The organism is Xylophilus sp. ASV27 (assembly GCF_016428875.1).
Taxonomy (GTDB): domain Bacteria; phylum Pseudomonadota; class Gammaproteobacteria; order Burkholderiales; family Burkholderiaceae_C; genus Xylophilus.
In genome coordinates this window covers 1-13,823 of record NZ_JAELTO010000115.1, presented here as the reverse complement: position 1 = coordinate 13,823, position 13,823 = coordinate 1, and the positions used below count along the sequence as shown (strand labels likewise).

Sequence of the window (13,823 nt, the reverse complement as noted above, 5' to 3'; positions counted from 1 at the left end):
CGGCCTGATGGCCGAAAAACAGGCCCGCAAAGGGCCCAAAGGCCGCGGCACGGCTGGACTTGTTTGCAAATTGGCTCTATCAGGCCGCCTCAGCACATCTCAAAGCTCATTGCGCAGACCTTCCCTAAGTGACATTAATGATGACACCCCGGATGATGAAACACGCCGTGTGAGACGTGCGCAGCCTTGCCAGGGCACCCGCGGAACTGGCTTTGCCAGGCCACCGGGTGCGTCCCCTTGAGGGGGAAGCGCCGCAGGCGCTTCGGGGGAGTTCCACATCAAAACGCGGCGCGCAGCGCAATGTCCGCCGCGCGCGGCGCGCCCAGATAGGCCATCGTGCTGCCCACGTTGGCCGCGTAGAGGCGGTTGGTCGCATTGCGCAGGCGGCCCACGACGGAGACATTGCGGTTGATCTGGTAGCTCAGGCCCAGGTCCACCAGCGTGTAGGCCGGCCAGCTCAGGGTATTGGCCGCGTCCGCATAGACCTTGCCGATCCTGCGCACGCCGATGCTCGCCTGCAGCGCCGGTGTGAGGGAATGGGAGGCCCAGAGATTCGCCACGGTGGCCGGCGTGTTGGTCGGCGTCTTTCCGGCCAGCGACACTCCGCCCTGCCTGAAGGTCACGTAGCGGGCATCGACATAGGTCAGGTTGCCCTGGATGGACCACTGCCGCGTGGGCTGCAGCCCCACCGACATCTCCACGCCCTTGGATGACTGCTCGCCCGCCAGCACGGTCAGCGCGCTGTTGCCGGGGTCCTGCGTGGCGACGTTCTTGCGGGTGATGCGGTAGGCCGCCAGCGCCGCCGTGCCCTTGCCCTGCCAAAAGTCGAGCTTGCTGCCGACCTCTGCCTGGCGGCCCGTGGTCAGTTCGCTGTTGTTGCGCACGTCTGCGAACGACGCGGTGGACAGCACGCCCGACGGGGGATCGGCGGCGGTCGCATACTGGGCGTACAGATTGGCGCCGGGCGCGAAGTCCCAGACCATGCCGATGCGCCCGGTGGTGGGCTCGTAGCTGCGCTGGAAGCGGGCCGGATTGGCGGCGGTGACCTCGCGCCGGTTGGTCAGGTCCAGTTGGATGCGCTCATGGCGCAGCGCGGTGACCAGGTGCACGCTGGGCACGAGCGCCGTGCGGTTCTCCAGGTACAGCGCCGTGCTCGTGACCTTGTTGTCGCGGTCGGGACTGAAACCGGGCGACATGCCCGCGATGCCGAAGAAGTTCTCGGTGGGGAAGTCGTAGGGGTCGACGGTGCTGACCGTGCCCGGCAGGCTTCTGGGAAAGCGGGTTTGCTGGTTGACGCTGACGTCCATTCCAAAGGCCCAGTCGCTGCGGCGTCCGCCGATGTCCGACGCGAGGGTGCCCTCCACGCGGTCTCCGACCACGCGCTGGTCATGGCGCTGCAGCAGTGCGCCGGAGCGGATTACCGCCGTGTTGCTCGCGTTGAAGCGGTAGTTCTCCACGTTGCGGTAGTCCCGCAGCGCGTCGTACGCGTAGAAGGTGTTCCTGAACTGGAGCGCGTCGCTGGCGCGCCAGTCGGCCACGGAGCGCAGCCAGTGCACACGTTGCGCGTAGAGGCCATCGGCGCTGTTGTAGTTCTTGAAGCGCGTGCCCGCGTTCACGCGCGCGGTGCCGCCAACGGGATTGAGCAGCGGTGTTCCCCAGTAGGGGCGGTCCACCCGCTCGTCCTGGAATTCATAGGCGAGCGTGTGCGTGACGCCGCGCCCCAGGTCCGAGAGCAGCGAGGTCGCCAGTTGGGTCGCGCGCGTCCCGGTGCCGTCGGCCCAGCCATTGGCGTCGCGGTGGTTCAGGTCGATGCGCAGGTAGTGGCCGCCGCCCGCGCCGTCGCCGGCAATGCGCCGGTTCAGGCCGAACGAGGCTTCCTTCAGGCCCTTGCTGCCCAGGCGCAACTGGGCCTCTGAAATGTCGTGGCGCTCCGCGAGCTTGGTGATGTAGTTGATCGTGCCGCCGACACCGCCCGCGCCATACAGAAAGCTGGATGCGCCGCCGATGGCCTCGACCCGCTCGTAGATCCAGCTGTCCACCGGCCGCGCGGCGATGGTGTACTGCACGTTGATGCCGTTGAAGAGTTGCGTGAGCGAGGCGCCGCTGAAGCCGCGGTAGCTCACGCCGATGCTGCCCGGCGCGTTGTGGGCGGTCACCCCCGGGATCGCGCGCAGGATCTCCTGCGTGTCCTGCGCGCCGCGCGCCTCGATGGTGGTGCGATCCACCACCGTGACAGCCGCCGGCGTCTCGCGCGGCGTCAGGCCCAGGCGGCTGCCGGTCTGCGTCGGGGTGTCGAGGTTCAGCCGGCCATTGGCCTGCGGAACGCTGTCCGTGACGACGACGGTGCCCAGCGTGGACGGCTGTCCGGTCTGTGCATGCGCCATCGTGGCGAGGGCGCTCAAGGCGCATGAAATCGCCGCGGCGTGGCGCCGTGCAGGAAGGGCGGGGGCGGGGTGGAGCATGTGCTCGTTCTGCTTCATGGTGTCGTGTCGAGGCCGGCCACGCGCAAGGCGGCGGCCTGGGAGTTCGGGATGGGCGGACCCGCGCCGCGCCGGGCGGCGGGCGCTGTCGGTCAGGATGGGCCGCTGGCGCGGCCACGCCTCGGAGTGCGCAGTGCCGGGCTGCGGCGATGGCTACCCATGGCCCCGTGCGGGGGCATGGTCAGCGCGAGGATCAGGCGAGCGAAGGAGGCCCGCGCGGGGGCAGGGGCGCGCCGACGAGCGCGGCAATGTGCGCCGCGACGAGCGGCCTGAGCGCGTGCGCGAGCGGCTGGGGCATTTCCAGCGCAACGCGGCGCGCGGGCAGCGGCACGGTGGCCGCGAGGCACAGCGAGCAATCGAGGGTGTGCTGCCCGATCTCCGCCGAAGCGCCGTCGTCGCTGCTGACGACGATCTTGATGCTGCCGCCCGCCGTGCAGACGATCTCCGTCGCCCTGGGATGGACCACCGGCGATGCCGCCGCCACGCCCAGCGTCAATGCGAACCACGCCAGGACGAGGCGGGCAAGCAGGCAAGAGGTGCGCAGGGCGTGCATGGCCCGGCATTATCTTCGATCCTTGCGCGGCCTCAGACGTCGCGGATAGCAGATGGCAGGGCCTGCTCCGGCTCGGCCTGCTGCATGCCGGGCTTGTCCTTGCGATGCGCCCAGGTGTAGAGCAGCGGCAGCACCAGCAGCGTCAGCGCCGTGGACGACAGAATGCCGCCGATCACGACGGTGGCCAAGGGGCGCTGCACTTCCGCCCCGGTTCCCGTCGCCAGGGCCATCGGGATGAAGCCCAGCGAAGCGACCAGGGCGGTCATCAGCACCGGCCGCAGGCGCTGGACCGCGCCCTCATGCACCGCGTCGTGCAATGGCAGGCCCTTGTCCCGCAACTGGCGGATGAAGGAGAGCATCACCAATCCGTTCAGCACCGCGACGCCGCACAGGGCGATGAAGCCGACCCCTGCCGAGATCGACAGCGGAATGTCCCGCAGCCACAGCGCAAGCACACCGCCGGTCAACGCAAACGGAATGCCCGTGAAGACCAGCAGGCCGTCCTTGAGGTTGCCGAACATGGCAAACAGCAGCATGAACACCAGGGCCAGCGACACCGGTATCACGATCTGCAGGCGCTGCGTGGCCGACTGCAGGTTCTCGAACTGCCCGCCCCAGGCGAGCCAGTAGCCGGGCGGCAGCGCGACCTCCTGCATCGCCTCCTGCGCCTGCGCCACGAACGAGCCCAGGTCGCGCCCGCGCACGTTGGCACTGACGACGATGCGCCGCTTGCCGTCCTCCCGGCTGATCTGGTTCGGGCCGGGCGCGATCGAGAAGTCGGCAACCTCGCTCAGGGGAATGAACGTGGCCGCCGAGGCCGATGCGCCCTTCGGCAGCGCGACGGGCAGGCGGCGGATCGCATCGAGGTCCTGGCGCGTTGCTTCCGGCAGACGGACCAGGATGGGGAAGCGGCGGTCGCCTTCGAACATGGTGCCGGCCTCGCGCCCTCCCACCGCGGTGGCGATGGTGTCCTGCACGTCGGCGACGTTCAGGCCGTAGCGCGCGGTCTTGCCGCGGTCGATGTCGATGGTGAGCATGGGCAGGCCGGTGGTCTGCTCGATCTTGACCTCGGACGCGCCGGGCAGCGACTGCAGGACCTGCGCGGCCTCGGCGGCGGACCTGTTCAGCACGTCCATGTCGTCGCCGAAGATCTTCACCGCCACGTCGCTGCGCACCCCCGATATCAGCTCGTTGAACCGCAACTGGATCGGCTGCGAGAACTCGTAGCTGCTGCCCGCCAGCTTCTCGGCCTCTTCCTGGATGGCGCCCAGCAGTTCGGCGGCGGTCTTGCGCGGCGCGGGCCATTCATCCTGCGGCTTGAGCATGATGTAGCCGTCCGAAATGTTCGGCGGCATCGGGTCCGACGCGATCTCTGCGGTGCCGGTCCGTGCGAACACGCGCTTGATTTCCGGGAACTTCTCCTTCAGCGTGATTTCGAGCTGCTGCTGCATCTCCACCGACTGGCTCAGGCTGGTGCCGGGGATGCGGATCGCCTGTATCGCCAGGTCGCCTTCGCTCAGGTGCGGCGCGAACTCGGTGCCCAGGCGCGTGGCCAGCAGGCCGGACAGCACCACCGCCACGGCCGCCAGGGTGACGACGACGGCAGGGGCGCGCATTACCTTGCGCAGCAGCGGCTCGTAGCCGCCACGCATCCAGCGCATGAGGCGGTTCTCCTTCTCGGCCACGTTCCTGCCGATGAAGAGCGCCACCGCCGCTGGTACGAAGGTCACCGACAGCAGCATGGCGCCGAGCAGGGCGATCACCACCGTGAACGCCATGGGGTGGAACATCCTGGCCTCGACGCCGCTCAGGGCGAAGATGGGCAGGTAGACCACCATGATGATGATCTGGCCGAAGATCAGCGGGCGGCGCGCCTCCCGCGACGCGGCGAACACCTCGGCGAAGCGCTCCTTCAGCGTCAGGCTGCGGCCGGCGGCGCCTTGCGCGTGCGCAAGCCGGCGCACGCAGTTCTCCACGATCACCACCGCGCCGTCGATGATGATCCCGAAGTCCAGCGCGCCCAGGCTCATCAGGTTGGCGCTGACCTTCTGGCTCACCATGCCGGTGAAGGTGAACAGCATCGACAGCGGAATGATCGTGGCCGTGATCAGCGCCGCCCGGATGTTGCCAAGGAACAGGAACAGAACGGCGATCACCAGCACCGCCCCTTCCAGCAGGTTCTTCTTGACCGTGGCGATGGCCTTGTCCACCAGCACGGTGCGGTCGTAGACGGTGATGGCCTTCACGCCCTCGGGCAGCGTGCGGTTGATCTCGGCCATCTTCGCGTCCACCGCCCGCGACACGGTGCGGCTGTTCTCGCCGATCAGCATGAACACCGTGCCCAGCACCACTTCGCGCCCGTTGTCGGTGGCCGCGCCCGCGCGCAGCTCCTTGCCGATCATCACTTCGGCCACGTCCCTGATGCGGATGGGAACGCCTGCGCTGTTGCCCAGGATCACGTTGCGCAGGTCTTCCATGGACCTGACCTGCCCGGGCGCGCGAATCAGGTACTGCTCGCCCCTGCGCTCGATGTAGCCCGCGCCCACGTTGGCGTTGTTGCGGTCCAGCGCCGTGACCAGGTCCACCATGCTCAGGCCATAGGCGGACATCTTCTCGGGGCTGGGGGCGATCTGGTATTCCTTGGCAAAGCCGCCGATGCTGTTGATCTCGGTCACGCCCTTCACGTTGCGCAGTTGCGGCTTGATGATCCAGTCCTGGATCTCGCGCAGATCGGTCGGCGTGTAGGCCCGCCCATCAGGCTTGCGCGCGGTGTCCTCCGCCTCGACCGTCCAGAGATAGATTTCGCCCAGGCCGGTGGAGATCGGTCCGATGGCCGGGCTCACGCCCTGCGGCAACTGGTCGCGCGCGGACTGGATCCTCTCGTTCACGAGCTGCCGCGCGAAGTAGATGTCCGTGCCGTCCTGGAAGATCACCGTCACCTGCGACAGCCCGTAGCGCGAGAGCGAGCGGGTCTGTTTCAGCCCGGGCAGGCCCGCCATCACCGTCTCGATCGGGAAGGTCACCCTCTGCTCGGTCTCCAGCGGGGAGTAGCCGGGCGCGGCGGTGTTGATCTGGACCTGGACATTGGTGATGTCCGGCACCGCGTCGATCGGCAGCCGCTGGTAGTTGTAGAGCCCCAGGCCGGCCATCGCCAGCACGGCCAGCATGACGAGCCATCGCTGCGCGATGGAGAAGTGGATGATGCGTTCGAACATGGCGGACTTCAGTGCTCGTGACCGGAAGAGCCCTTGCCCTTTTGCGCCTTGACCGCAAAGCTGCCCTTGCCCGCATGGGGCGTGCCGGCCTCCAGTCCCGCCAGGATCTCGACGCGCCTGCCATCGCTGCGGCCCAGGCGCACGGTGCGCGCCTCGAAGCCGCCGTCGACCTGGACGAACACCGTGGGCTTGTCCTCGAGCGTCTGCACCGCGTCGGCAGAGACCGTCACCGGCGCATCGGACTTGCCGGAGACGAGCTCCACCGTGACGAACAGCCCCGGGCGCCATGCCAGCGCCGGGTTGGCCAGCGTGACCCGGGCCACGGCCGTGCGCGTCTGCTCGCCGAGCAGCGAGCCCACATAGGACACCTTGCCCGATGCCGACTGCTCGAAACCGCTGGCGCGGATGATGGCCTGCTCGCCGACCCGCACCAGATTCAGGTTCGAGGCGCTGACGTTGATCTGCGCCCAGACCGTGGACAGGTCGGAGATGGTGAAGACCTGCGCGTCCTCGCGCACCGACTCGCCCAGCGACAGGTGCTTTTCCACCACCATGCCGTCGAACGGCGCGCGCAGCTCATAGCGCGACAGGTTGCCCGACCCGGCCGCCGCGCCAATGGCCTGGAGCTTCTGGCCGGCATTGGCGACCGCGATCTCCGCCTCGCGCTGCGCCTGCTCTGCCTGCAGGAAGTCCTGCTGGGCGGAGATCCTGTCTTCGAACAGCCGGCGTTCGCGTTCCGCGGTGAGGCGCGCCAGCGCCAGGCGCTTCTGCGCCGAGAGCAGCTCGCTGCGCAGTTCCGAGACCCCGGCGCTGGCGAGCACCGCCAGGACCTGGCCCTTGCGCACCTGCTGCCCCAGGTCCGCGGAGACGCTTTCCACCACGCCCGCCACCCGCGGCACGACGTGGGCGGTGCGGTCTTCGTTGAACCTGATTTCGCCCGGCAATTGCACGGTGGTGGCGATCCGAGCGGGGCCGGCGACGTCGATCGACACGCCGGAGGAGGCCATCTGCGCCGGGGTGAACGCGATCTTCTCGTCCTTGTGCGCGTCGGCCTGCGCGGCGGCGGGCTTCTCGTCATGCCCGTGTCCGTCCTCGTGTTGCCCGGACCTTGCCTCATGCCCGTGCGAATCCGTGTGGCCCGACGGGCCCATGCGCAGGATGGCCGCGCCTGCCGCAAGGGCCAGCACGAGGATGAGGGCGATGGCCACCCACTGCTTGCGCGAGGAACGGGCCGATGGGTCGTTGCTGTGGTTCATGGTGCTCAGGGAATCAGGGTCATTGGGGTTTCAGCAGGACCGACGTCTCGTCGGAAATGCCGAGCAGGCGCTCCAGTTCTGCCGCCGCCTGGTAGGTGTCGGCCAGCGCGCGCAGGTACTGCGCCTGGGTGCCGATGAGCGTGCGCTGGGCGTCCAGCGTTTCGAGGTAGCTGAACTTGCCCAGCGTGAAGCCCTGCGCCGCCGCCTCGTAGGCGCTGCGGGCGCCGGGCACGGCGTCCCGCTTCAGGGTGAGGGCCTCGGTGCGCGCGGCGCGCAACTGCTCGCGCGCCTGGGCCACGTCCGTGGCGAGACGCAGTTCCGCCGCTGCGAGTTCGTCCTGCGCCTTGTCTTCACGGCGCATGGCTTCGGCGATGTTGCCCTGGTTGCGGTCGAACAGCGGGATCGGCACCGAGAGGCCGATGACCGCCTGCGTGACGCCCGACTCCTGGGAGCGTTTTGCCCCCGCCGTGATCGCGACGTCCACCACGCTGCGCGCCTGCTCCAGCGCCACCGCCGCTCTGCGGCGTTCCACCTCGAGCCGGGCGCGCCGGAGCTGGGGCGAGGCCTGCACCCGCTGCTGGACGAACGCATCGGGCAGTCCTTCGGCCGGCAGCGCCAGGCTGCCGAGCACGTCGCCGTAGGCCGGCGCCGCGTCGCCCCACAACGCGGACAGGCGCTGTCTGGCGCTGCGCACGTCGCTCTCCGCGCGCGCCAGTTCGGCCTGGGCCGCGGCTTGGGCGACGCGTGCGCGGGTCTCCTCCACCGGAGAGACCTTGCCGGCCTGTACCCGCTTGCCGGCCGCATCCGCACCGCCGGAGGACAACGCCAGCGACTCCTGCGCGAGCTTCTGGCGCTCCTGGGCCAGCAGCACCCCGAAATAGCGCGTGACCACCGCCGCCCGCACCTCCGCGCGGTACTGGTCGACGTCCAGCCCGGCCTGCTCCCGGATGCGCGATGCCACGGCCACCCGTGCCTCGCGCTTGCCGCCGCGCTCGATCGGCACGCTGACCTGGAAGGTCGTCGTCCGCCGCCCGTTCCTGACGTCTTCCTGCTGGAGCGATCCCTCCGGGTTGGGGCGAAGGCCGGCCTGGGCCAATGCCCCGGCGGTGGCCTCCCATTCGCGGCGCACGGCCGAGAGATCGGGGTTGGCGACGAGCGCGCGCCTTATGGCTTCGCCCATCGATATCGAGTTCTGCGCGGGTTGTGCCTGGGCTGAGCAGGACACGACGAGGAGCGCCAGCGCCATGCGCGGCGCGGCCTCGGGAAAAGAGAGGCGAAAGAATGCCACCGGGAACTCCGAAGTGAGAGAAAACTTCGGCGAGCCCGGACGACTTCAGGTCATGTGCGTCATCTTCAGGAGCTCGCCGCCACGCTCGGGCGGCCACTCCATTTGGGCTTCTCGATGTCGTGGGGCGAGCGCGAGCCCGGCGGCGCCAGCTTGCGCGCGAGCCTCCAGCTCCCGGTGCAACGGCGTAGGAGGTTTTCCGGGCCGGGGGCGATCAGCATCGCGCCCGGCTGCACCAGTTCGTGGAACTGGCAAACGCCCCCCGGCTCGTCGTGGTGCTCCAGCAGTTGCGCCAGCTGCGAACCGCCTTCCAGCACGGCCGAGAAGGCACCTGCGTCATCGGCGAGTTCATGCCCCTGGGCCGCGCTCCATTGGAGCGGGACCAGGACCAGCAGGAACACGATGACCAGGCGGCTGAACATTGCGGCGCATTCTACGAGAGGGCGACCCGCCTCAAAGACCCGTCACGGGCTGCGGGCATGAGACGCGGCCGCCCGGGCCTGCTCAAAGCTCGCCCTTGCTGATCTCGCCGGCCTTCATCGCGCGCAGCGTCTCGCGCTGGACTTCCGCGCGGCTCGGGCCGGCGCTGCCCGGGGCCTGCACCGATGCGCCCCAGCTTTCGCCGTAGCGCATGCGCTGCGACTGTGAGCGCAGGGCGTCGTCGCGCGCGGACACCACCTCCGAGCGGTCCTTGCTCAGCACGCGGTGCGACGGCTTGTGGGTGTAGCCCTTCTCGCCGCTGCCCGGGTGGAACTCGCCGGCGGCAAGCACCACGGCGGGTGCGCCCAGCAGGGTGGCGGCGACGCCGGAGCTGATGAGGAGAGTACGGATCCTGGTCATGGCTTTCCTTTCGTTGAACCGACGAAATGCCGGTGTGAGAGAACTGTAGAAAACCAGTCCGCCATCGAGCCGACGCCGGGATTACAAATAAGTAATCCCGGAAAGGGGCGGAGTTCCTATCATCGGCCGATGCGCATATTGGTGGTCGAAGACGAGCAGAAGATGGGGGACTACGTCCGCAAGGGCCTATCGGAGAACGGCTTCCAGGTGGACCTGGCCCGCGACGGGCTGCAGGGCCGCGCGATGGCCCTGGCGGGCGACTACGACATTGTGCTGCTGGACGTGATGCTGCCGGGCATCGATGGCTTTGCCGTGCTGGCCGGCGTCCGCGCCGTGAAGACGATGCCGGTGCTGATGCTGACCGCCAAGGACGAGATCGACGACCGCGTCCGCGGCCTGCAGGCCGGTGCCGACGACTATCTGCTCAAGCCCTTCGCCTTCTCGGAGCTGCTGGCCCGGCTGCACGCGCTGCTGCGCCGCGGCAAGCTCCAGGAGACGACCCAGTACCAGCTGGCGGGCCTGCAGCTCAACCTGGTCGCCCGCAGGGCCGCCCGCGACGGCGTGCGGCTGGACCTGACCGCCAAGGAGTTCGCGCTGCTCACGCTGCTGATGCGGCGCACCGGGCAGGTGCTCTCGCGCACCATGCTCGCCGAGCAGGTCTGGGGCATGAACTTCGACAGCGAGACCAACGTGGTCGAGGTCGCGATCCGGCGGCTGCGCAGCAAGATGGACGACCCGTTCGAATCCAGGCTGCTGCACACGGTGCGCGGCATGGGCTACGTGCTCGAAGACCGGAGCGCCTGATGGCGACGCGCTCGATCCAGCGCTCGCTCTCGTGGTGGCTGGCGATCCAGACGCTGTGCTGCCTGGCCGTCATCTCCGCGCTCATCTACATGGTGGCGCACCACAGCTTCGACCGGCGGCAGCGCGCCGAAATCGTGCGGCACGAAGGCATGATCCACGCGCTCTACAGCCTGGCGAAGTCCGCGGACAACTGGGACGTGCTGCGCGACGAACTCCACGATTTCTTCCGCACCCATGACGAACTGGCCGTGCAGCTCAGGCGCAACGGCGAGCTGATCTTCGCGGCCGGACCTGCGGCCAGCACACGCTCCTGGCGGCAGGAGCGCCTCGTGCCCCGGGCGGATGCGCCGGAACTCGAACTGCAGTTGGGCATCGACGTCGGCTCCGACCGCGCCATCCTGCGCACGCTGGCCCTCGCGCTGGTGATCGTGTCGCTGGGCACATCGCTGGTGGCCTCGCTCATCGGCGCGCGGCTGGTGCGCAAGGCGCTGACGCCGTTGCGCTCGCTGGCCCTGGAAACCCGCCGGGTGGGCCCGCACGCCTCCGGCAAGCGGCTGGATGAAGGCGCCTACGGCACCGAGATGGCGCCCTTCGTGCACCAGTTCAACCAGATGCTCGAAAGAGCCGAGCGGGCCTACCAGCAACTGGAGGCGTTCAACGCGGACGTCGCCCATGAACTGCGCACGCCGCTGGCCAACCTGATCGGCGAGGCGGAAGTCGAACTCGCCAAGCCGCGCAATGCGGATGAGCTGCGCGAGGTGCTGCTCTCCAACGTCGAGGAGGCGCGCAGGCTGTCGGCGATCGTGTCGGACATGCTCTTTCTCTCCCGCGCGGACCGGGGCGTGACCGCGCGCACCGAGCATGTCCGGGCCCTGTCCAGCGCCGCGCTGGACGTGGTGGAATTCCACGAGGCGATGCTCGAGAGCAAGGGCCTGGCGGTCGAGGTGGTGGGCGACGCCGGAGTCGAGGCCGACCTGGGCCTGGTCAAGCGCGCCATCTCCAACCTGCTGGGCAACGCGGTGCAGTATGCGAAGGCCGGCTCGGTGATCCGCATCGACATCGGCCGGCGCGACGGGGCGGCCTGGATCGAGGTCTCGAACCAGGGCCCGGCCATTCCGCAGGAGGCCGGCGGCAGGCTGTTCGAGCGCTTCTACCGCCTGGACCGCAGCCGCACCGGCGCGCACTACGGCCTGGGCCTGGCCATCGTGGCCGCCATCGCGCGCATGCACGGCGGCCAGACCCGGGCGTCCTCCTTCGCGGGCACGACCACGGTGGCGTTCTCCATGGGGCTGTGAGCGCCGCGCGCGGTTCAGGCGCTGCCACCGAGCCGCAGCATCGCCTCCCGCAGCGCCGCCGCGTCGGCCGGCCGCACCAGCCGCGCCAGTTCCTGGCCGTCGCGCAGGAAGATCAGGGTCGGCCAGAGCTTGACCTTGAACGAGCGGCCCAGCGCCCGGCCCGGCCCGTCTTCCACCTTGAGGTGGCGCAGCGCCGGCTGGGCGGCGAGCGCCGCGGCGATCAGCGGCTGCGCGGCGCGGCAGAAGCCGCACCAGTCGGTGCCGAACTCCAGCAGCGTGGCACCGGGCAGGGCGTCGATCTCGGCGCGGGTCGGGCTGTTGGCGGCGTAGGGCGTGCTCATGGCGGAATTGCGGTGTGACGGGGATCTGCCATTCTGCCGTGTGGTTTGCTATGGTTTATGTAGCTAATAGCCCAAGTTTTTCCTGGGCTACGGGCGGTTTTGGCCGAAATCATGCCGTGCGCGGGCTCTGGTGGGATACTCGGGCGCCGTTTTTGCCATTGCGCACATGCAGATCCAAGACAAACCCCCGTTCGACACGCCCTTCGAGTGGATCGGCGGCGAAGCCCGCGTGTACGCGCTGGTCGAGCGCTTCTACGACCTGATGGACCTGGAGCCCGGCTATGCCGCGCTGCGCGCGGTCCATGGCAGCGACCTGTCCAACGCGCGGCAGCGGCTGTTCTGGTTCCTGTGCGGCTGGCTCGGCGGCCCGCAGCACTACACCGAACGCTTCGGCCACCCGATGCTGCGCGCGCGGCACCTGCCCTTTCCCATCGGCATCCTGGAGCGCGACCAGTGGCTGGCCTGCATGGACCAGGCCATGGGCGAGACCGGCGTGCCGGACGATCTGCGCCTGCGGCTGCGGCAGAGCTTCTTCCAGACCGGCGACTGGATGCGCAACAAGGGCGTGTAGCGCATCCGTTAGCCTATGCCCCTTTGTCCATCAACACTCCGCCATCACCATGAAGATTCGTTCCGCCCTCGCCATCCTGTTTTCCGCCGCCGCGCTGCCGCTGGCCGCCGGCGCCGAAGTGCTGCCCTCGGGCGTCAACATCGAGCAGCTCAAGGTCGGCACCGGCGCCCAGCCCACCGCCGACAGCACGGTCAAGGTGCACTACCGCGGCACGCTGGCCGACGGCAAGGAGTTCGACAGCTCCTACAAGCGCGGCGAGCCGATCTCGTTCCCCCTGAAGGGCGTGATCCCGTGCTGGACCGAGGGCGTGCAGAAGATGAAGGTCGGCGGCAAGGCCCGGCTCACCTGCCCGCCGGCCACGGCCTACGGCTCGCGCGGCGCGGGCGGCGTGATCCCGCCCAACAGCACGCTGACCTTCGAGATCGAACTGCTCGACGTCTCGGGCAAATAGCAGTTTTTTGAAGGAAAAGTGGCTGAAGCCCAGGTAATTTCTGGGCTTCTAGCTATGATTTTTATAGCTTGATGGCCGCAGCAGAACCACCAGCGCGCCCGCGCCGCCTTCGGCCGGGCGCGCCTGCACGAAGGCCAGCACCTCGTTCTTCTGCACCAGCCAGCTCTGCACCCGGCCCTTGAGCACCGGCGTCTTGCCGGGCGAGCCCAGGCCCTTGCCATGCACCACGCGCAGGCAGCGCAGGCCCTGCCGCCAGGCGTCGCGGATGAAGGCGCCCAGCGCCTCGCGCGCCTCGCCGGTGCGCAGGCCGTGCAGGTCGAGCTGGCGCTGGATGCTCCAGTCGCCCTTGCGCAGGCGCTGGGTCACGTCGACGTTGACGCCGGGGCGGCGGAAGCTCAGCTGGTCGTCGGTGTCGAGCAGGGAGCTGACGTCGAAGTCGTCGCTGATCGACTCGCGCAGCACGCGCTCTTCGTCGCGCTGGTGCTGCGCCGCGATCGGCGGCGGCGGGTCGGGTTCGAGCACGGCGCGGCGGCCCCGTTCGCGCAGCGGCTGCACCGGCCCGCAGGCCGCGGCGAACAGGTTGCGTTCGGCCTCGGCCCGCCGCGCGGCCTGCAGCCGCTCGCGCTGCGCCCGGGCCTCGCGCGCGGCGGCCTCGGCCCTGTCTCTTATACACATCTAAAAAAGGGGGGGGGGGGGGGGGGGGGGGGGGGGGGGGGGGGGGGGGGGGGGGGG

13 protein-coding genes are annotated in these 13,823 nt (G+C 69.2%); 4 read left to right on the top strand and 9 right to left on the bottom strand.

The window, feature by feature from the left end; all coding sequences use genetic code 11:
• Window positions 1–278 precede the first annotated feature (278 nt).
• The 7 genes from JHD63_RS18990 to JHD63_RS18960 all read right to left on the bottom strand — a co-directional run bounded on the left by JHD63_RS18990 (window position 279) and on the right by JHD63_RS18960 (window position 9,629).
• Window positions 279–2,384 carry a TonB-dependent receptor gene (locus tag JHD63_RS18990; RefSeq protein WP_233168427.1) on the bottom strand — a complete coding sequence of 702 codons (2,106 nt, stop codon included), beginning with the start codon at window positions 2,382–2,384 and terminating at the stop codon, window positions 279–281.
• A gap of 289 nt (window positions 2,385–2,673) precedes the next feature.
• Entirely contained in the window at window positions 2,674–3,033 is a 360-nt protein-coding gene (locus JHD63_RS18985) for a hypothetical protein (protein WP_198972372.1), read from the bottom strand.
• A 32-nt stretch (window positions 3,034–3,065) separates the two neighbouring features.
• Window positions 3,066–6,248 (bottom strand): efflux RND transporter permease subunit, encoded by a 3,183-nt coding sequence (locus tag JHD63_RS18980; RefSeq protein WP_198972371.1) that lies wholly within the window; start codon window positions 6,246–6,248, stop codon window positions 3,066–3,068.
• 8 nt (window positions 6,249–6,256) lie between these two features.
• Entirely contained in the window at window positions 6,257–7,504 is a 1,248-nt protein-coding gene (locus JHD63_RS18975; RefSeq protein WP_198972370.1) for an efflux RND transporter periplasmic adaptor subunit, read from the bottom strand.
• Window positions 7,505–7,523: 19 nt separating this feature from the next.
• Window positions 7,524–8,792: a TolC family protein gene (locus tag JHD63_RS18970; RefSeq protein ID WP_370590579.1), complete on the bottom strand. Its 1,269-nt coding sequence runs from the start codon at window positions 8,790–8,792 to the stop codon at window positions 7,524–7,526.
• A 65-nt stretch (window positions 8,793–8,857) separates the two neighbouring features.
• Entirely contained in the window at window positions 8,858–9,211 is a 354-nt protein-coding gene (locus JHD63_RS18965) for a hypothetical protein (RefSeq protein ID WP_198972369.1), read from the bottom strand.
• A gap of 82 nt (window positions 9,212–9,293) precedes the next feature.
• Window positions 9,294–9,629 carry a hypothetical protein gene (locus JHD63_RS18960; RefSeq protein WP_198972368.1) on the bottom strand — a complete coding sequence of 112 codons (336 nt, stop codon included), beginning with the start codon at window positions 9,627–9,629 and terminating at the stop codon, window positions 9,294–9,296.
• 129 nt (window positions 9,630–9,758) lie between these two features.
• Here JHD63_RS18960 and JHD63_RS18955 point away from each other — a divergent pair, with 129 nt between their 5' ends.
• Both JHD63_RS18955 and JHD63_RS18950 read left to right on the top strand, forming a co-directional pair.
• Window positions 9,759–10,433, top strand: a complete 675-nt coding sequence (locus JHD63_RS18955; RefSeq protein ID WP_198972367.1) for a heavy metal response regulator transcription factor — start codon at window positions 9,759–9,761, stop codon at window positions 10,431–10,433.
• Complete coding sequence (locus JHD63_RS18950) at window positions 10,433–11,728, top strand: heavy metal sensor histidine kinase (RefSeq protein ID WP_198972366.1); 1,296 nt, start codon at window positions 10,433–10,435, stop codon at window positions 11,726–11,728. The genes JHD63_RS18955 and JHD63_RS18950 overlap by 1 nt, the downstream gene beginning before the upstream one ends.
• A gap of 14 nt (window positions 11,729–11,742) precedes the next feature.
• Here the strand turns inward: JHD63_RS18950 and JHD63_RS18945 are convergent, their stop codons facing one another.
• Window positions 11,743–12,069 carry a thioredoxin family protein gene (locus JHD63_RS18945; protein WP_198972365.1) on the bottom strand — a complete coding sequence of 109 codons (327 nt, stop codon included), beginning with the start codon at window positions 12,067–12,069 and terminating at the stop codon, window positions 11,743–11,745.
• Between the two features lie 166 nt (window positions 12,070–12,235).
• Here JHD63_RS18945 and JHD63_RS18940 point away from each other — a divergent pair, with 166 nt between their 5' ends.
• Window positions 12,236–12,640: a group II truncated hemoglobin gene (locus tag JHD63_RS18940; protein ID WP_198972364.1), complete on the top strand. Its 405-nt coding sequence runs from the start codon at window positions 12,236–12,238 to the stop codon at window positions 12,638–12,640.
• A 49-nt stretch (window positions 12,641–12,689) separates the two neighbouring features.
• Entirely contained in the window at window positions 12,690–13,091 is a 402-nt protein-coding gene (locus JHD63_RS18935) for an FKBP-type peptidyl-prolyl cis-trans isomerase (protein WP_198972363.1), read from the top strand.
• Window positions 13,092–13,139: 48 nt separating this feature from the next.
• On the opposite strand, the gene JHD63_RS18930 is transcribed toward JHD63_RS18935, so the two are convergent.
• Window positions 13,140–13,766, bottom strand: a complete 627-nt coding sequence (locus tag JHD63_RS18930) for a Smr/MutS family protein (RefSeq protein WP_198972362.1) — start codon at window positions 13,764–13,766, stop codon at window positions 13,140–13,142.
• Window positions 13,767–13,823 lie beyond the last annotated feature (57 nt).

Excerpts from the sequence above, each read along its gene's own strand:
- JHD63_RS18945 (WP_198972365.1), bottom strand. The coding sequence starts at position 12,069 with ATGAGCACGCCCTACGCCGCCAACAGCCCGACCCGCGCCGAGATCGAC.
- JHD63_RS18960 (WP_198972368.1), bottom strand. The coding sequence starts at position 9,629 with ATGACCAGGATCCGTACTCTCCTCATCAGCTCCGGCGTCGCCGCCACC.
- JHD63_RS18935 (WP_198972363.1), top strand. The coding sequence starts at position 12,690 with ATGAAGATTCGTTCCGCCCTCGCCATCCTGTTTTCCGCCGCCGCGCTG.
- JHD63_RS18955 (WP_198972367.1), top strand. The coding sequence starts at position 9,759 with ATGCGCATATTGGTGGTCGAAGACGAGCAGAAGATGGGGGACTACGTC.
- JHD63_RS18950 (WP_198972366.1), top strand. The coding sequence starts at position 10,433 with ATGGCGACGCGCTCGATCCAGCGCTCGCTCTCGTGGTGGCTGGCGATC.
- JHD63_RS18985 (WP_198972372.1), bottom strand. The coding sequence starts at position 3,033 with ATGCACGCCCTGCGCACCTCTTGCCTGCTTGCCCGCCTCGTCCTGGCG.
- JHD63_RS18930 (WP_198972362.1), bottom strand. The coding sequence starts at position 13,766 with ATGTGTATAAGAGACAGGGCCGAGGCCGCCGCGCGCGAGGCCCGGGCG.
- JHD63_RS18940 (WP_198972364.1), top strand. The coding sequence starts at position 12,236 with ATGCAGATCCAAGACAAACCCCCGTTCGACACGCCCTTCGAGTGGATC.
- JHD63_RS18975 (WP_198972370.1), bottom strand. The coding sequence starts at position 7,504 with ATGAACCACAGCAACGACCCATCGGCCCGTTCCTCGCGCAAGCAGTGG.
- JHD63_RS18980 (WP_198972371.1), bottom strand. The coding sequence starts at position 6,248 with ATGTTCGAACGCATCATCCACTTCTCCATCGCGCAGCGATGGCTCGTC.
- JHD63_RS18990 (WP_233168427.1), bottom strand. The coding sequence starts at position 2,384 with ATGGCGCATGCACAGACCGGACAGCCGTCCACGCTGGGCACCGTCGTC.
- JHD63_RS18965 (WP_198972369.1), bottom strand. The coding sequence starts at position 9,211 with ATGTTCAGCCGCCTGGTCATCGTGTTCCTGCTGGTCCTGGTCCCGCTC.